General features: G+C 37.5%; 16 protein-coding genes and 1 riboswitch. Of the genes, 12 read left to right on the forward strand and 4 right to left on the reverse strand.

The window, feature by feature from the left end; translation table 11 throughout:
- Window positions 1-260: 260 nt before the first annotated feature.
- From LJC66_RS05820 to sigI, 4 genes are all read left to right on the forward strand, one after another.
- Window positions 261-1,004, forward strand: coding sequence for a LytR/AlgR family response regulator transcription factor (locus tag LJC66_RS05820; protein WP_028407869.1), 744 nt, complete (start codon window positions 261-263; stop codon window positions 1,002-1,004).
- Between the two features lie 159 nt (window positions 1,005-1,163).
- Complete coding sequence (locus LJC66_RS05825) at window positions 1,164-4,187, forward strand: PAS domain S-box protein (RefSeq protein ID WP_230932037.1); 3,024 nt, start codon at window positions 1,164-1,166, stop codon at window positions 4,185-4,187.
- 76 nt (window positions 4,188-4,263) lie between these two features.
- Window positions 4,264-4,359: riboswitch (yybP-ykoY riboswitch) on the forward strand.
- Between the two features lie 95 nt (window positions 4,360-4,454).
- On the forward strand, window positions 4,455-5,270 hold the full coding sequence (locus LJC66_RS05830; protein WP_230932038.1) for a TerC family protein: 816 nt from the start codon (window positions 4,455-4,457) through the stop codon (window positions 5,268-5,270).
- A gap of 372 nt (window positions 5,271-5,642) precedes the next feature.
- Window positions 5,643-6,353 carry an RNA polymerase sigma factor SigI gene (gene sigI, locus LJC66_RS05835; protein WP_230932039.1) on the forward strand — a complete coding sequence of 237 codons (711 nt, stop codon included), beginning with the start codon at window positions 5,643-5,645 and terminating at the stop codon, window positions 6,351-6,353.
- A 51-nt stretch (window positions 6,354-6,404) separates the two neighbouring features.
- Here the strand turns inward: sigI and LJC66_RS05840 are convergent, their stop codons facing one another.
- From LJC66_RS05840 to phaQ, 3 genes are all read right to left on the reverse strand, one after another.
- Window positions 6,405-6,602, reverse strand: a complete 198-nt coding sequence (locus LJC66_RS05840) for an alpha/beta-type small acid-soluble spore protein (RefSeq protein ID WP_013055933.1) — start codon at window positions 6,600-6,602, stop codon at window positions 6,405-6,407.
- A 143-nt stretch (window positions 6,603-6,745) separates the two neighbouring features.
- The gene (phaP, locus tag LJC66_RS05845) at window positions 6,746-7,258 is read right to left on the reverse strand and encodes a polyhydroxyalkanoic acid inclusion protein PhaP (protein ID WP_014461097.1); all 513 of its coding nucleotides are present in this window, start codon (window positions 7,256-7,258) and stop codon (window positions 6,746-6,748) included.
- Window positions 7,259-7,426: 168 nt separating this feature from the next.
- Entirely contained in the window at window positions 7,427-7,906 is a 480-nt protein-coding gene (gene phaQ / locus LJC66_RS05850; protein WP_013082201.1) for a poly-beta-hydroxybutyrate-responsive repressor, read from the reverse strand.
- 353 nt (window positions 7,907-8,259) lie between these two features.
- Here phaQ and phaR point away from each other — a divergent pair, with 353 nt between their 5' ends.
- The 6 genes from phaR (at window position 8,260) to LJC66_RS05880 (ending at window position 13,120) form a co-directional block, all read left to right on the forward strand.
- Window positions 8,260-8,859, forward strand: a complete 600-nt coding sequence (gene phaR, locus LJC66_RS05855) for a polyhydroxyalkanoic acid synthase subunit PhaR (protein ID WP_013055937.1) — start codon at window positions 8,260-8,262, stop codon at window positions 8,857-8,859.
- An 81-nt stretch (window positions 8,860-8,940) separates the two neighbouring features.
- A complete protein-coding gene (gene phbB, locus LJC66_RS05860; protein ID WP_014461095.1) occupies window positions 8,941-9,684 on the forward strand; it encodes an acetoacetyl-CoA reductase in 744 nt (247 codons plus the stop codon).
- A 76-nt stretch (window positions 9,685-9,760) separates the two neighbouring features.
- Window positions 9,761-10,849, forward strand: a complete 1,089-nt coding sequence (locus tag LJC66_RS05865) for a class III poly(R)-hydroxyalkanoic acid synthase subunit PhaC (RefSeq protein ID WP_028407874.1) — start codon at window positions 9,761-9,763, stop codon at window positions 10,847-10,849.
- A 268-nt stretch (window positions 10,850-11,117) separates the two neighbouring features.
- On the forward strand, window positions 11,118-12,497 hold the full coding sequence (locus tag LJC66_RS05870) for a TrkH family potassium uptake protein (RefSeq protein ID WP_256656514.1): 1,380 nt from the start codon (window positions 11,118-11,120) through the stop codon (window positions 12,495-12,497).
- Between the two features lie 285 nt (window positions 12,498-12,782).
- A complete protein-coding gene (locus tag LJC66_RS05875; protein ID WP_013055942.1) occupies window positions 12,783-12,944 on the forward strand; it encodes a hypothetical protein in 162 nt (53 codons plus the stop codon).
- A gap of 2 nt (window positions 12,945-12,946) precedes the next feature.
- Entirely contained in the window at window positions 12,947-13,120 is a 174-nt protein-coding gene (locus LJC66_RS05880; RefSeq protein WP_013055943.1) for a thiamine pyrophosphate-dependent enzyme, read from the forward strand.
- 26 nt (window positions 13,121-13,146) lie between these two features.
- On the opposite strand, the gene LJC66_RS05885 is transcribed toward LJC66_RS05880, so the two are convergent.
- Window positions 13,147-14,916 (reverse strand): B12-binding domain-containing radical SAM protein, encoded by a 1,770-nt coding sequence (locus LJC66_RS05885; RefSeq protein WP_230932040.1) that lies wholly within the window; start codon window positions 14,914-14,916, stop codon window positions 13,147-13,149.
- A 193-nt stretch (window positions 14,917-15,109) separates the two neighbouring features.
- Between LJC66_RS05885 and LJC66_RS05890 the strand changes: the two genes are divergently transcribed.
- Entirely contained in the window at window positions 15,110-15,829 is a 720-nt protein-coding gene (locus tag LJC66_RS05890) for a FadR/GntR family transcriptional regulator (RefSeq protein WP_014461089.1), read from the forward strand.
- Between the two features lie 138 nt (window positions 15,830-15,967).
- Window positions 15,968-17,488: a nicotinate phosphoribosyltransferase gene (locus LJC66_RS05895; RefSeq protein ID WP_050689440.1), complete on the forward strand. Its 1,521-nt coding sequence runs from the start codon at window positions 15,968-15,970 to the stop codon at window positions 17,486-17,488.
- Window positions 17,489-17,509: the final 21 nt, after the last annotated feature.

Raw genomic sequence — 17,509 nt, forward strand, 5'->3', positions numbered from 1 at the left:
ACAGATTATAAAAAGGGTATTAAATCATTGTTAGGAAAATAAATGATAATAGATAAACGGTTTTTATGTCTTCTTCTAGAAAACCTACAATTATTGCAATATTCCCCATGAACAATCGTTGTGCGTTCCATTAACGATTAGCGTCCGTGTAGATCATTCATCTCAACATAAAAACACTATAACTATGTGTAGACATGCATAAAACAGAATGGGCAATAGTTCGTACTATACTTTAACATTGTATCCTAGGGGGAGTCAGGATGAACAAAATTAACTTAATTATTGCCGATGATAACGAAGATTCGGTTGAAATTTTAGATTATTTTATAGAACAGCTTCCGGAATTTGAAGTGATTAGCACCTGCAAAGACGGAGAGCAGCTTGTACAGGAAGTGATGGCTAAGAGTCCAGACCTTTTGCTCGTAGACATTAATATGCCTACGATTAACGGTGTAGATGCCATAAAAAAGTGCCTGCGCATTAAGCCGAATTTAAACTTCATTTTTATCACCGGTTATGATGAATTTGCTGTGAAGGCATTTGAGTTGTCAGCACTGGATTACATTGTAAAACCGATTGAAAAAACCAGACTTTATATGGCGTTAGAGCGCGCAAAAAACTCCATTGGAATTGATAAAAATCAGTCAAAAAAGCCAGGTGAGCAATTAAAAAGACTGCCTGTAAAATTTAATGGTTCTACTTATTACATTCCAATTGATCAAATTATTTTTATCGAGAAATCCGGAAAAAAATGCTTGATTTATACTCAATCACGTGTCTATGAGACATATGAAAATATTAGTGATATCTATATGTATTTGAACCCTTCTGTATTTAGTCAAACACACCGGTCTTATATCGTGAATTTACAGAAAGTTTCGCACATCACACCAAAAAACGAAACATATCTTGTTTATTTCTTAGAAATTGATGAATATGCTCATATCTCAAAATTAAAAATCCAAGACGTTCAAAAACAGCTGCATCAGTTAATGACGAATTAAAAGATGCTGCTGCTTCTAAAATAGCTATGTTGATGAAAGGACGAAGCTTATGTAAGTTTCGTCTATTTCATGTGTCTGCTTTCGGAATAAATGATCGTAATATAGTTCTTATGAGAAGAGTTAGATAGAAGACGTAACGTTGAATTGAAAGGAAAGAAAATGATTTCAATTACTGGTCACTATAATGAATTTACCGTATTTCTTGCTGTCATTGTAGGGATTCTTGCCTCTTATACAGCACTTGATATTATGAGCAAAATGATGAAAAAGAAGCGGAACAATTATTTGTGGCTCACACTGTCAGCAACTTCAATGGGGCTTGGAGTGGGGGCGATGCACTATATTGCGATGCTTGCTTATTATGTTCCTGTTAGCTTTCATTTTGATGCTGTACTTTCTGTCCTTGCTTTACTAATAGCGATTAGCGGATCATTAGTTGCGTTTTGGACATTCTGGAAATGGCACACGTCGGTATGGTCAGGGCTTATTTTAGGAAGCAGCATTCTAGGTACGCATTATATTGCAATGACAGCAATCGAAACAGAAGCACACATTCATTATGCCGTGCTATCTGTTTTGCTTTCCATCATCATCGCTCTGGTCGTTGCATTTTATGCGATGCACTTGTTTTTTCGTTCGAAAAGCGTGAAAGCTAATCCGTTTCTTAAACTTGTTAGCTCTATTTTGCTGGGTATTGGAATTTCAGCTATGCATTTCATCAGTATGTATGGAATGAAGCTGCATATTGCACATTCAGTTGCTAGAAGGTGGGGCCAGTGGCTGCCGTATCAAGCGCCATTTTCCAATATTATTGCAAGCATCACAATTACGCTACTCATTGTCTTCCTGCTCGTTGCTGCTTTTAAGCGTCAGGAAGAAGTGAGGGAAAGTCAATTAAAAGAAGAGTATTATCAATCTCTTTTTAACTACAACCCTAACATTGTGTGTGCAGTTGATTTGTACGGCAATATTCAAACGATTAATCCAAAAGGAATCGAGCTAACAGGATACACGTTGAATAAAATGGAGACAATCCCGTTTCCTTCTATGTTCAGAGAAGCTGAAAAAGCTGAAGAATATATGTGGAAATCCCTGAGCGGAGACTCTGTATATTATGAGGCAACGCTGATTCGAAAAGATAATCAGCCTGTATACGTTGAAGTAACGCAAATGCCCATTATTGTTCATGATCAAATTAAAGGCAGTTACGTCATCGCCAAAGATGTGACAGATCGAAAAATGGCTCAACAGCAGCTTTTGGATTTGCAAAAAGATTTAAAACGCACGCTTTCACAGCAAGATGGTACTATTTTTAAATTTGTGAAGAACAGTAAAGGATATGTCTATACGATGTGCGAAGGCAAAATGATTCGTGAAATGGGATATGAGGAAACAGATGTTGTCGGAAAAACATCTGATGAATTTTTACCTGAATCCTACGCAAGAGATAATAAGAGTTATTATGATAAAGCATGGGCGGGAGAGAAAGTGTCGTATGAAATACTTTTGAACGACTTTGCTTACTATACGAAGTTAACGCCTCATATCTACAAAGGAGAAGTACAAGAAGTTATTGGTTCTATAGTAGATATTACTGATCTTCACGAAGCAAGAGAAAAGCTGGCTAAAAGTGAAAGCATGTATCGATCCGTTCTTTCTACAATGTCAGAAGGGGTGGTGTTTCATGACCTTGAAGGTAACTTAATTGCTGCCAATGCATACGCTGCTAAGATTCTAAACGTGCCTTATGACCAAATGTTATCGGTTAACCCGTTTGGTTTAGACTGGGAAATTATTCATCCTGATGGCACAGCTTTTGCACTCGAAGATATTCCATCTGTCCGCTGTCTTCATACAAAAGAGCCTGTGCGAAATACAGTCATGGGCATTTATTTAAATGAGAAAAAGTTGACTTGGCTTTCGGTGAATGCTGAACCTCTTCAAGAAAGCAAATACTATAAAGGCGTAGTTGTCACATTTTATGATATTACAAAGCAGCAGGAACAAGAACAAGACCTGCTTCATTCCAATCAGCAAATGATTATAGCCAAAGAAGAAGCTGAAAAAGCAAATCAAGCTAAGTCAGAATTTTTATCAAAGGTAAGTCATGAACTTCGAACGCCTTTGAACAGTATTTTAGGTTATGCACAAATATTGGAAGAGCAAGGGGAAAAAGATTTAACAGAAAAACAATTGAATCGTATACGAAAAATTTTAAAAGCAGGTAATCATCTTCTTTATTTAATAAATGAAACGCTTGATTTATCGAAGATTGAATCAGGTCACTTAGCGATTAACCTTGAACCAGTGTCGGTAAAAGAAGCAATTGAAGACGCACTTAAAATTATGAAACCATTAGCAAAAGATAAGCATAGTATATTTTATACTCGCTTTCACGCATACCAAGAAGTCTTTGTTGAAGTAGATGAACTTCGGTTTCAGCAGATCTTATTAAATCTGCTTACAAACGCCATTAAATATTCGCCCGCTTATCGCGATATCACTATCTATACTGAGATCACTCAGCATCACGTCACCATATTGATTAAAGATAGGGGCTTTGGAATTCCAGCTTCAGAATTAAATCGGATTTTTGAACCTTTCTACCGTGTAAATAGACTAGAAAAAGACGGAACAGGAATTGGGTTGGCGCTTGTAAAGCAGCTTGTTGTATTAATGAATGGTACGTGCGGAGTGCGAAGTGAAGAAGGAAAAGGCAGTACATTTTGGGTTCGTTTTCCCTTAGTACATTCACCTGTTCCTAAACAATTATCTGATGAAGGAGAAGCCGAGCCGTTTTTGGGTTTTTCCATGCCGATTTCAATTGTGTATATTGAGGATAACGATACAAATATTGAGCTTATGCAATCGATTCTTTCTCCATATAAAAACGTTGAGCTCCTAGTTGCCAAAACAGGAGAAAACGGCATCGGGCTGATCAGGTCCATTTTACCAGATATGATCTTAATTGATATTGATCTGCCTGATATGAATGGTTTTGAGGTATGCACACAGCTTCAGCTGGAAAAAGAGTTGAAGCATATTCCGCGAGTCGCCTTGAGTGCAAGCGCGATGCAAAGCGATATCGATCAAGCTTTTTTAGTCGGTTTTAGTGAATACGTAACAAAGCCTATTCATATTGTAACGTTTTTGAATGTATTAAAACGCTTAACAAAAGCTTAACAAAAGTTTAGAAGGCTTTTAATTGACTTATTAGTGGACCTTTTGTAAAATAAAAACAACTTAATACATTTACTTCTTAAGGAGTAAAGGGGAGTAGCGTCAGGGAAACCTGAAACAAAGTCGTCATTACATGGAGCATTCCATCGGCTTTGTTGGCATAATGATTATGCTTAGCAAGACCTTTGCCATATTTGGCAAAGGTCTTTTTGTGTTTTATTCCGGTAATGAGAATAAATAAACTTATACAAGAAACGAGAGGGGATTTTTATGGATGCATCGCTTTTGTTAGAGTATGGATGGGTATTGCTAGTGCTGGTTGCATTAGAAGGGATTTTGGCGGCGGATAATGCTCTTGTGATGGCTATTATGGTCAAACATTTACCAGAAGAAAAACGCAAGAAGGCATTATTTTACGGACTAGCCGGTGCCTTTATTTTTAGATTTGGTTCGTTGTTCTTAATTTCATTTTTAGTCGACGTATGGCAGCTTCAAGCTATAGGAGCCATTTACTTATTGTTCATTTCCATTAATCATATTGTGAAGCGATATGTAAAAAAAGATGATCATGAAAAAGTGAAAGAAGCAGACGGGAAAAAGGGCTCAAGTTTCTGGATGACGGTTTTAAAAGTAGAAATAGCAGACATTGCTTTTGCCGTTGATTCAATTTTGGCCGCTGTGGCTCTCGCCGTTACGTTGCCAACAACAAATCTTCCTCAAATTGGCGGACTCGATGGCGGACAATTCTTGGTGATCTTCGCCGGAGGAATTATGGGATTAATTATTATGCGTTTTGCTGCAACTTGGTTCGTCAAACTATTAAATACGCGCCCGGGGCTAGAAACGGCAGCTTTTGCTATCGTAGGCTGGGTAGGGGTTAAGCTAGCAGTTTACACTCTTGCTCATCCGGAGTTAGGTATTATTAGTGAACACTTTCCTGAATCAAAAGTATGGAAAATTACGTTTTGGGTTGTGTTACTTGGCATAGCAGCTTCAGGCTGGTTTCTATCTAAAAACAAAGAACAAACTGATCTTGAAGGCTCAGAGAAAGAAAAAGATTCATTAAAGAAAATTGAAAATCAATAATACAAAAAAACGCGCCTTCAATGTCAATTGAAGGCGCGTTTTCTATATTGAGATAAAATACCTAGTTTAGATTGTTTAGATAAAGGGTAAAAGAACTAACTGCTGTTTAATTATTTTATATCCGAATGTTTTGCTTTTTCGTTCATATTCTGTAGAGAACAGAAGCAGCCATGAGTAATTCAGTTCAATGAAGTTTATTTCAGTTTATAAACATATATTTCAAATGTATGTTAATTGGTAAAATTGAGCTATTATGGGTTATAATAAAGGGAAATTAAAAGGAGCATAGCGCTTCTCAACCCTGTTTGTCATCAAAAGAATGGATATTAACATGGTATAAAGCAACTGAGTATAGTAAAAGAGGTGAAGCCAATGCTCACAAAAGTTCAAACGCCTCCATCGCTTGAAACGCTTGTACTGACGATTCAGCAAGGGGATAAACAATTACATAACGAAATGATTCAACAATATAAACCGTTTATTGCTAAAGTTGTTTCAGCTGTATGTAAACGTTATATAAGTGAAGCTGACGATGAATTTAGCATTGGTCTGATTGCATTTAATGAAGCCATTGAAAACTACACAATCCAAAAAGGACGATCTCTTCTTGCATTTGCGGAACTTATTATTAAAAGAAGAGTCATCGACTATATTCGAAAAGAAAAGAGAAATCAAACGCTGCTCTATAGCCGAATTGAAAATGAAGGTTTTATTCAAGGTAAGGTAGAGAGGGATATATCGCTTTCTAACTATAAAAAGCAAAGTGAAACTTCATGTATTCAAGAGGAAATGACTTATTTTTGTCAAGCGTTAAAATTGTTTAAATTAACTCTTGAAGACATTATCAACACGTCTCCTAAACATAAGGATGCAAGGGGAAATGCAGTCGAAGTTGCATCATTTATCGTCAATGAAAAAGAATTAAAAGATAAGCTGTTTTTAAAGCGGCAGCTTCCTATTCGCTTGATTGAAAAACATGTCAAAGTGAGCCGGAAAACAATTGAAAGAAACCGTAAATATATTATCGCGATGGTTATTATATTAGCGGGGGACTACGTGTATTTAAAAGATTATATTATGTAAGAAAAAGGCACACGCAGGTGCCTTTTTTTAGCCATGTTATGAAGTTATGTTTTATTTTTGTGTGCTGCCGCTTAAGTGAGCTTGAGCTTGTTGCACCAAGCGTTTTGTGATTTCTCCGCCTACTGAACCGTTGCTGCGTGCAGCAGTGTCAGAACCTAGAGTTACCCCAAATTCTTGAGCGATTTCATATTTATATTGATCTAAAAATTGTTCTACGCCTGGTGTTAATAGTTTATTTGTTCTAGCCATGATTAGTCATCTCCTTTTTTAGTGGTACAGCAGTTCACTGCTGTATCTGTATTATTTGTTGTTTCCTATTTTGCATACTGGTAATGGTTTGCAAGAAAGTATAAAAAAGCCCAGCTTTCAAAGAAGCTGGGCTTTTTTATATATTATTTTACAACTGCATATTGCTCAAGAGACTGAGCAAATGACTTTTGAAGAGATTTTACTTGTTCTACGTATGCATCAGATACGTGTTGGAATTCTTGGCGCGTTTTCTTTTGCTCTTCTACTAATTGTGTTACTACTTGATGATATTGTTCTTGAGCTTGCTTTACTAAAGAATAGCTTGATTTGCTTTGGTTAAGAGAAAGCTCTTGTAATTTATTTAATGCTTCATGCGTGCGGTTTGTCCATTCTTCATAAGAATCGGCAACAGCGTTTCCAGCTGTTTTACGTAAGTTTTCAACTGTTTTTTGTTGAAGATCTTCTAATTCAGCTTTCCATTGTTTGTCTGTTGCTTGAAGTTGTTCAACTGCTTTTGTTACAAATTCTTGCTGTTGCTCAAGTGCTTTTAACGTCCATTGCTCAATTTGTTTGTTTCCGTCTGCAATGTTTTGTAACCCCTTTGTCCATTGTTCCCACATTGCATCAATTACTGTATCATACTTTACTGTTGACATAATCAAATTCCTCCTTGAATAATTTGGTCTGGCGAACAGTTATCGTAATGAACAAAACGTTAAAGAAGAAATTCGTAGTTGTGTGATAAACCTAACATTCCGCGCTCGCTGGTTGACCGTGAAATTTAACATTATATTAGGAAACGCAGATGTACTGCGTGAATCCCTTTAATCGTTTTCTTCCTCTTTTGATTCTTTTGACTTTTTAGAAGAAGAAGAGCTAAAAGGGAACAACATGTCGGTATACATGTGAAAAAATGAATCTAACATGTTTTGATACTGTTCAAGTGAATTAGCCCACATGCTTAAATATTGTTCGCCGGCATCTGTTAATGAATAAATCCGGCGTGCAGGTCCTTCAGCTGACGTATCCCATTGCGATGTAATCAAGTTGTCTTTTTCAAGCTGTCTCAGCGTGCGATAGACATTTCCCTGATCAACTGATGTGAATCCAAAGCTCATTAGTTGCTGAATGAGCTTGTAACCATGTAGATTCCAACCTCTCAAACTTAAAAGAAGAAAAGGAACCATCAAGTTTTTTGGTGCACCGCTAATCGATTTTTCTAAGTTGTTTGAATTAGAGGTGTTATCTTTTTCACTTGATCCCAAGGTAATCACCCCTTCGAAAAAAGAGAATTTGTTTTCCATATGTGTAATTTACACCTAGATGAAAAAATTGTCAACACTTTAAAACAGGTCTTTCAAATACAGGAAAAAAGAACGATTTTTTGGATTTCGACAAAAAGCGTCAAAAAAATTCAAAAATAAACAAAGATTTAGAATTGTTTATTTTGGAAAACGTATTTATAATAGTACATGTAGGTAATTTTTATAACATTTATAATTTGTTGGTAAGTGAATTGTGAAAAGATTTACATTATCCAATAAATAAACGCAAAATTGGTTGCGTTTACTTAGAGCTTCTAATATGTCGCTTGTCACATTAAGTGTCCATATTGAAAGCCATCACTTTTAACGTACACAAGAAAGGAGATGGAGTTTTGGAACAGCAAAAAGTATTTGATCCGTTTCAAGCATGGAAAGACGTATATGACAAAACCGAATCTTACTGGGGTAAAGTTATTGGGGACAATATGAATCGTGAAGAATTTTCCCAGCTCATGGGAAATGTGCTAAATATGAACCTTCAATATCAACAAGCAGTAAATGAAGTAACGGGGCGCTATCTGCACCAAGTAAATGTACCCACAAAAGAAGATGTAGCAAACGTTGCGTCATTAGTTATCAATGTGGAAGAAAAAGTAGAATTATTAGAAGAGCAATTTGACGATCGTTTTGATGAACTAGAAGCACAGCAAGAAAGTGCATCTGCTTTGAAAAAAGACGTCACTAAGCTGAAATCTGATGTCAAATCGTTAGACAAAAAACTCGACAAAGTTTTGTCTCTTCTTGAAGGGCAGCAAAAAACACAAGACGAGTTAAAAGAAACTATTCAAAAACAAATTAAAACTCAAGGTGAGCAGCTTCAGGCTCAGCTTTTAGAAAAACAAGAAAAATTAGCTGAAAAGCCAAAGGCAGAAGCTAAATCTGAAGCAAAACCGTCAAACGCTCAAAAAACTGAGCAGCCGGCTCGCAAGTAAGGTATAGGGGATTTTATAACAACATCAACTGCTGTATTTACAGTAAAAATCATCGCTGAAGAAGCAAGGGGGAAATTTTTCATGACAACATTACAAGGTAAAGTAGCAATCGTAACAGGCGGATCTAAAGGTATCGGGGCAGCAATTACACGTGAGCTTGCTTCTAATGGAGTAAAAGTAGCAGTAAACTATAACAGCAGTAAAGAATCTGCAGAAGCAATTGTCAAAGAAATTAAAGACAACGGCGGAGAAGCTATTGCGGTTCAAGCTGACGTGTCTTATGTAGATCAAGCAAAACACCTAATCGAAGAAACAAAAGCTGCGTTTGGTCAATTAGACATTCTAGTAAACAATGCTGGAATTACGCGCGACCGTTCATTCAAGAAGTTAGGTGAAGAAGATTGGAAAAAAGTAATTGATGTAAACTTACATAGCGTATACAACACAACATCAGCTGCGCTAACGCACCTTTTAGAATCTGAAGGCGGTCGTGTTATCAATATTTCATCAATTATTGGTCAAGCGGGCGGATTTGGTCAAACAAACTACTCAGCTGCTAAAGCAGGTATGCTAGGATTCACTAAATCATTAGCTCTTGAATTAGCTAAGTCAGGCGTAACAGTTAATGCAATTTGCCCAGGATTTATTGAAACGGAAATGGTAATGGCAATGCCAGAAGAAGTTCGTGCAAAAGTTGTAGCAAAAATCCCAACTCGTCGCTTAGGCCACGCTGAAGAAATTGCACGCGGAGTGGTTTACTTAGCAAAAGACGGCGCGTACATTACAGGACAACAGTTAAACATTAACGGCGGCTTATACATGTAATAGATGCTGGCCCTGACTTTTGTCGGGGCTGTGCTTGTTAACTAACTACTAATGAAATGAAAGGGTGTGTATATTCGTGGCAATTCCTTACGTGCAAGAGTGGGAAAAATTAATCAAATCAATGCCAAGTGAATATAAAAGTTCTGCAAGACGTTTTAAGCGTGCATATGAAATTATGACAACAGAAGCGGAACCGGAAGTTGGATTAACACCAAAAGAGGTTATTTGGAAAAAGAATAAAGCGAAATTATACCGCTATACGCCAGTAAAAGATAACCTGCATAAAACACCAATTTTACTCGTATATGCACTGATCAATAAACCGTATATTTTAGATTTAACGCCTGGAAACAGCCTTGTTGAATACTTATTAAACCGCGGTTTTGACGTGTATTTACTTGACTGGGGAACTCCTGGGCTTGAAGACAGCAATATGAAGCTAGATGATTATATTGTGGATTATATTCCAAAAGCGGCGAAAAAGGTGCTCCGCACTTCTAAATCTCCTGAGTTGTCTGTTCTTGGTTACTGCATGGGCGGAACCATGACATCTATTTTTGCTGCATTAAATGAAGACTTGCCGATTAAAAACTTAATTTTTATGACAAGTCCATTTGATTTCTCGGATACAGGTTTATACGGGGCATTCCTAGACGATCGCTACTTTAATTTAGATAAAGCAGTAGATACATTTGGAAATATCCCTCCAGAGATGATTGACTTTGGAAACAAGATGTTAAAGCCAATCACGAATTTCTACGGTCCATATGTAACATTGGTGGACCGTTCGGAAAATCAGCGTTTTGTTGAAAGCTGGAAGCTCATGCAAAAGTGGGTGGCTGACGGCATCCCATTTGCTGGTGAAGCTTATCGTCAGTGGATTCGTGACTTCTATCAACAAAACAAATTAATCAATGGTGAACTTGAAGTTCGCGGACGCAAAGTAGATTTGAAAAATATTAAAGCTAATATTTTAAACATTGCTGCTAGCCGTGATCATATTGCGATGCCGCATCAAGTGGCAGCTTTAATGGACGCTGTTTCAAGTGAAGATAAAGAGTATAAATTGTTGCAAACAGGTCACGTATCTGTTGTATTTGGTCCAAAAGCAGTGAAGGAAACATATCCTTCAATCGGCGATTGGCTAGAAAAACGCTCTAAATAAAATAAAGACGAGGCTGGGACAAAAGTATTTTAGCCTAAGTGAAAAACGAACCACTGATATTAGTGGTTCGTTTTTTTGTGTAAGCAGACAATATTGAGTGATGATTCTTTATGCGGGCTGTCGGGATTTATGATATCTAATGACAAGTGAGGTGACTTCTTTTATACTAATGTAGTCACCTTCTTAAACATGGGATTTTTTACATGGATATTGCGATCCGTGTAACAATGAGTATGCTTTGGGAAGAAAGAAGAAAACTATTAGTATTATAACAAAAAAGGAATGTCAGATTATGCCGCAACCATGGAAACGACGAGTAAGGCAGATGTCTTCAGCTCAAATTATTGTTACATTTTACATAGTGGCTGTTACGCTTGGATTTCTATTACTTAGTATTCCAGAAGCTTTAAAGCCGGGAGTGAAGTTAGCATTTATTGATCGCTTATTTATTGCCGTCAGTGCGGTAAGTGTAACAGGGCTGACACCTGTCTCTACTCCGGATACATTTAGTACGACGGGCTATTTTTTGCTCGCTTTTATTTTTCAAATCGGTGGTATTGGTGTAATGACACTCAGTACATTTATTTGGATGATTTTGGGTAAAAAAATCGGTTTAAAGGAACGTCAGCTCATTATGACAGACCATAACCAATCCCGCTTATCAGGATTAGTTGACTTGATGAGAAATATTTTATTTATTATTTTTGCCATTGAACTAGTTGGCGCCATTGTTTTGGGATTACATTTTCTCCGTTATTATTCGAGCTGGACAGATGCGTTTCTGCATGGTTTCTTTGCTTCTGTCAGCGCTACAACAAATGCTGGCTTCGATATTACAGGATCTTCATTTATTCCGTATGCCCATGATTATTTTGTACAAGTGGTAACCGTTATTTTAATTACGCTTGGAGCGATTGGATTCCCTGTATTAATTGAAATTAAGCACTATTTTTTAACATTTAAAGATAAGCGTAAATTTCAGTTTTCGCTATTTACGAAGCTAACGACTATTATGTTTTTTCTGCTGTTAGCAGGGGGGACAATCTTGATTCTTGTGCTAGAGCATTCAGGATTTTTAGCAGATAAGTCTTGGGATGAATCGTTTTTTTATGCGTTTTTCCAATCCGCTGCTACAAGGAGCGGAGGAGTGGCGACCATGAATATTAATGAGTTTTCGCTTCCTACGTTAATTATGATGAGCGCGATGATGTTTATCGGGGCTTCACCGAGCTCAGTAGGGGGAGGAATTCGTACGACGACGTTTGCATTAAATATTCTTTTCCTGTTTTATTACGTAAGAGGAAATAAGACGATTAAAATTTTTCGCCGCGAAATTCATGAAGATGACATTATTAAATCAGTAGCTGTATCGATGTTAGCGGTAATCATTTGCTCGATTTCTCTTCTTATTTTAAGTATTACAGAACATTTTTCTCTCATTGAGCTTATTTTTGAAGTGTGTTCAGCTTTTGGGACAACAGGTTTATCAATGGGAATTACAGGAGGGCTTTCTGATATCGGTAAATGCGTTATTATGATTTTAATGTTTATTGGCCGAATCGGCATGTTTTCATTTATTTTAATGCTTCGCCGTCCAACGTCTGGACCGGATTATCACTATCCGAAAGAACGTATTATTATTGGATAAAAGAGGCTGAGGTAAAAATATGTTAATTGAAGAAGGATCCGAACGAGCTTAATTCTTAATCAAGCTCGTTCGGATCTTTTTATGATGGTAAAACATAGGTCTCATATGTTTAGCTGCTTCCAGCTGTTCAGATGAACTCATTTATCCCATTTGTTTGTCTTTAGATTAAAGTGATTTCGTTATGTTTCAACAGCTTTTTTACAGCTTTTTCTGCTTATATTACGCATCAGAAAGTGCATTCTAAGAAAAGGAAGTTCAATGGACTTCCAAGCATAGGAGGGATATATGATGGCAAAGCGTAAAGTAGGGTACAAATCAGCACTGACTAACAATAATACACCAAAAGAGAGCCTTTCAGATGCAGAATTTGCGGCTGAATATGCTGGCGGCGAGGAGCCGGCTAAAGGCGCGAATCGTAATTCGAAAAAAGGAAAGCAAGGTAAATAACGATGAGCAAACATAAACAAAATAATAAGCATATCGCAAGCACTGAAGCGAAGCAAAAACAGTTACTGCAAGAAGAGTTCGGAGCGGAAATGGGCGATCCTAACGCAGCTAAAATATATGAATCTTTAGGAAAGACAAAGTCTGATAAAGAGCAAAAAAAGAAAAAAGAATGTTAAAGAAAAAACCTCGGATATCCGAGGTTTTAGCTTACAACTGGAAGGCCAAATGCCTCTACAGGTGCTGAATAAAGTTTTGTATCATTTGCTTTTTGATCATAATAAGCAAGAAGAACAGATGGTTGTTCATTTATTTTTCCCGTTTGTTTATAATACATATAGTCAAATGGCAGAATCTCTAAAACAGTGTGCTTGTATAATTCTTTTTCAGCGAGCTGCTCAGCTTCAAAAGCCTGTCCCATAATAGAAGGGTTAGCAAGCATTTGCTGATAGTAATGAGAGCGGATTTGTTTTTCTACTTTATCGTCCCACCAAGGTTTACGAGGCTTATGCTTTTGGTTTTGTAAATAATCAATTTTCATAAACCCTTCAATCATTTCTTCATTTGAAAAATTCTCTGTTTCAATATACTGTCTAAGGCGTCTGAATAAATCTTCAAGCTGATGGCCGATTCGAACCCAGCCCATTTCATCCCAATAAGTCCCGAAGTTTTGGAAGAAATCAAAAGGTGTATCATAGCAGTGCTCTACTAAAAACTCTATTGTTTCATCCATTCGATGGTCATTCCAAAACTTTTCTAAAATATCTTCTACATGTTTAATACGTACGACATCTGAAAATGGCAAGACGTTATTGCTTAAAATTTCATAAGGCGACTGATCCATGTATTGATAATTATAGCGAGGCGCACTTAAGCGTAAGCCGGTGCCGCGAAGCATTTTCAAAAAGCCTAGCTGAAGCTCTTCAGGGCGAAGTGCAAATACATCATTAAACGTATTTTTAAATGAGTTATAATCTTCGTCTGGCAGTCCCGCGATTAAGTCTAAATGCTGGTCGATCTTTCCGCCTTCTTTTACCATTGTTACGGTACGCGTTAACTTTTTAAAGTTTTGTTTGCGTTTGACTAGTTCATTGACAGCATCATTTGTAGATTGAACGCCAATTTCAAAACGGAATAATCCTTTTGGCGCATGATCGTTTAAGAACTGAATAACTTCTGGGCGCATAATATCGGCAGTAATTTCAAATTGAAATACGGTGTCTTCACGGTGTTCATCAATTAAAAATTGGAACATTTCCATGGCGTAGCTGCGGCTGATGTTGAACGTGCGGTCTACGAACTTAATCGTGCGCGCTCCGTTATCCATCAAATAGCGAATATCCTCTTTTACCTTTTCTCTATCGAAATAACGAACGCCTACTTCAATAGAAGAGAGACAGAACTGACAGCTAAACGGACAGCCGCGGCTCGTTTCAATATACACAACGCGTTTTGAAAGTTCTTGGCGGTCTTCTTCAAAACGGAAAGGAGAAGGCATTTCGCGCAGGTCAATTTTATTGCGCTGCGGGTTTACAACTGGTTTTCCTTCTTTTCGGAAAGCCACGCCGCTTACGTTTTCAAATTGACGCTCTCCGTGAAGTTCGTCCAACAGCTGCTTGAATGTTTCTTCTCCTTCACCGATCGCGATAAAGTCAGCTTCAGGAATACGCTCTAGCCAGTGAGTTACATCATAGGTTACTTCTGGTCCACCGAATATAATGATGAGCTCGGGATTGATCTTTTTAAGCATTTGTGCCACTTTAATCGTTTCTTCAATATTCCAAATGTAACAGCTGAAACCAATAATATCTGGGTTGCGTTTATATAAATCCGTGACAATGTTCATAGCAGGATCTTTAATCGTATATTCGGCCATATCCACTTTATAGTCAGGCTCTGCATAGGCTTTTAAACATCGAAGGGCTAAAGAAGTATGGATATACTTCGCATTCAATGTACTGACAACAATGTTCATTCAAAAAGCTCCTTTTAACTCGTAATATGAAATCAATTTACTATTTTAGCACATTTGAGAAATAAAGTATAAATACCTTGGCACTTTTGTTGTGGAGGGGAAAGGATTTCGGTAAAATGTAACAGAAACGTAAAAGAAGAAAGAGTCTCGGTTAATGTAAACCTTGGTGAACGAAAAAAATGAGGTGGAAAACGTGGAATATAAGCGAATTAAGCCAAAAAAAATATACGAAGAAGTAGCTGAAACGCTTCTTGAGAATATAAAAGAAGGTAGCTTAAAGCCTGGTGACCGTTTGGATTCAGTGCAGCAGCTCGCAGAAAACTTTCAGGTAGGGCGCTCAGCTATTCGTGAAGCTCTTAGCGCTTTGCGAGCGATGGGGCTGCTGGAGATGAAGCAAGGAGAAGGCACATTTGTACGCGAATTTAACTCTGATATGCTGTCTTTGCCTGTAACTAGCGCTGTATTAATGAATAAAAATGATATTGAACATTTGCTTGAAGTGAGAAAAGTATTAGAAATTGGGGCTGTTCGTGCTGCAGCTCAAAAGCGGACGGATGCGGACCTCAACCAGCTGTCCGATAGCCTGGAACAAATGAAAGGAGCGTTTGGCAATGAAGAGCTAGGAGAGAAAGCAGATTTTGCTTTTCATTTAGCTATTGCCAAAGCCTCGCAAAACCCTCTTTTAGTGAAGCTTATGAATAACGTATCAGAAATGATGATTGAAACAATGAAAGAGACAAGACGCATCTGGCTTTATGCAGAAGAAAAAACGGCTGAACGGATTTATAAAGAGCATCAGCAAATTTATGAAGCTATTCTTTCTCAGCATGCAGAAGACGCTCAGCATTTTATGATGAGTCATCTTGATAATGTTGAACACGTATTAATGAAATACATACCGGAAGAAAAATAATGCCATTTCAGGTAGAAAAGTGTGCACCAAATAACAGAAAAACTAAAATTCAAGCACCTTCCGATAATTTATGCTTGCTCTATTGTGAAAAGATTTACATAATAGAAACTAGGATTGTCAAATGGAGGGTTACAAAGTATGAAAAAGCAATATAGTGATGATAGTTTAGCTTTGCATACAGATCTATACGAACTGAATATGGCGCATACGTATTTTAAAGACCACATTCATAAACGTCGTTCTGTATTTGAAGCTTACTTTCGTCGTATGCCGTTTGAAAGCGGTTATGCGGTGTTTGCCGGCCTAGAAAGAGTAATTGATTTTATTGCTAATTTCAGATTTAGCGAAACGGATTTAGATTATTTATATGAAGAATTGCATTATGAAGCGGAGTTTATCGACTATTTAAAGCAAGTTCGATTTAGCGGTAATATTCGTTCGGTCGTAGAAGGCGAAATGATTTTTGCTAATGAACCGATGCTACAAATTGACGCTCCTTTAGCAGAAGCGCAGCTTATTGAAACGCCGCTTTTAAATATTTTAAATTTCCATCCGCTGATTGCGACAAAAGCATCGCGTATTCGCTTGGCGGCGGGAGAAGATAATTTATACGAGCATACGGGTACAAATCAACTTATGGAATTTGGCTCAAGAAGAGCACATGAGCTGGACGCTGCTTTTTACGGAGCAAGAGCTGCTTATATCGGAGGCTTTGACGCAACGAGTAATGTCAGAGCGGGAAAAGTATTTGGAATCCCCGTGTCCGGCACTCACGCTCATGCGCTTGTTCAAGTCTATCGTGATGAGTACAGCGCGTTTAAAAAGTATGCGGAATCACACCGTAACTGTATCTTTTTAGTAGACACATATAATACGTTAAAATCAGGTATTCCCAATGCTATTAAAGTAGCAAAAGAAATGGGGGATCGCATTAATTTTATCGGTATTCGGTTAGACAGTGGAAGACTTCCATATCTTTCTCAAGAAGCAAGAAAGATGCTTGATGAAGCTGGCTATCATGATGTGAAAATTTTTGCTTCGAATGACCTTGATGAGTACAGCATTCTAGACTTGAAGGCGCAAGGTGCCAAAATTGATGGATGGGGAGTTGGAACAAAACTCATGACGTCCTTTGATCAGCCTGCGCTAGGAGCGGTGTACAAGCTGGTTTCGATTGAAGATGATCATGGAAACATGGTGGATACAATTAAGCTGTCAGAAAATCCAGAGAAAATTTCAACTCCTGGTCTAAAAGAAGTATACCGAATTGTAAATCAAGTGAACCACAAATGGGAAGGCGATTATATTACGATGCAAGACGAAGTGCCGAACGAAGAGCAGCACTTAAAAATGTTTCATCCGATTCATACACACGTCAGCAAGTTTGTCACGAACTTTAACGCACGTAAAATTCACCAGCCAATCTTTTCACAGGGAAAGCTTGTGTATGAACAGCCTACAATTGAAGAAATGAGAGCCTACTGCTTACAAAACTTAAAGCATCTATGGGATGACTACAAGGTCATTACAAAATCGAACGAAGATGTATTCCGTCCTACAGAGTATCCAGTAGACTTGAGTACAAACTGCTGGGATAACAAAATGCAAAATATTGAAGAGACTAGAAGCAAGTTACTATCTGATACCGTACTTGTGTAGATTCCGTCAGCTAGTAATGAG

It is taken from the genome of Priestia sp. TSO9 (genome assembly GCF_021029645.1).
Lineage (GTDB): Bacteria > Bacillota > Bacilli > Bacillales > Bacillaceae_H > Priestia > Priestia megaterium_E.

What these genes read in the sequence shown, in the direction of transcription:
- LJC66_RS05880 (WP_013055943.1), top strand. Translation starts at nt 12,947, where the DNA reads ATGAGCAAACATAAACAAAATAATAAGCATATCGCAAGCACTGAAGCG.
- LJC66_RS05830 (WP_230932038.1), top strand. Translation starts at nt 4,455, where the DNA reads ATGGATGCATCGCTTTTGTTAGAGTATGGATGGGTATTGCTAGTGCTG.
- sigI (WP_230932039.1), top strand. Translation starts at nt 5,643, where the DNA reads ATGCTCACAAAAGTTCAAACGCCTCCATCGCTTGAAACGCTTGTACTG.
- LJC66_RS05875 (WP_013055942.1), top strand. Translation starts at nt 12,783, where the DNA reads ATGATGGCAAAGCGTAAAGTAGGGTACAAATCAGCACTGACTAACAAT.
- LJC66_RS05885 (WP_230932040.1), bottom strand. Translation starts at nt 14,916, where the DNA reads ATGAACATTGTTGTCAGTACATTGAATGCGAAGTATATCCATACTTCT.
- LJC66_RS05895 (WP_050689440.1), top strand. Translation starts at nt 15,968, where the DNA reads ATGAAAAAGCAATATAGTGATGATAGTTTAGCTTTGCATACAGATCTA.
- LJC66_RS05840 (WP_013055933.1), bottom strand. Translation starts at nt 6,602, where the DNA reads ATGGCTAGAACAAATAAACTATTAACACCAGGCGTAGAACAATTTTTA.
- phbB (WP_014461095.1), top strand. Translation starts at nt 8,941, where the DNA reads ATGACAACATTACAAGGTAAAGTAGCAATCGTAACAGGCGGATCTAAA.
- LJC66_RS05825 (WP_230932037.1), top strand. Translation starts at nt 1,164, where the DNA reads ATGATTTCAATTACTGGTCACTATAATGAATTTACCGTATTTCTTGCT.
- phaQ (WP_013082201.1), bottom strand. Translation starts at nt 7,906, where the DNA reads ATGGAAAACAAATTCTCTTTTTTCGAAGGGGTGATTACCTTGGGATCA.
- LJC66_RS05820 (WP_028407869.1), top strand. Translation starts at nt 261, where the DNA reads ATGAACAAAATTAACTTAATTATTGCCGATGATAACGAAGATTCGGTT.
- phaP (WP_014461097.1), bottom strand. Translation starts at nt 7,258, where the DNA reads ATGTCAACAGTAAAGTATGATACAGTAATTGATGCAATGTGGGAACAA.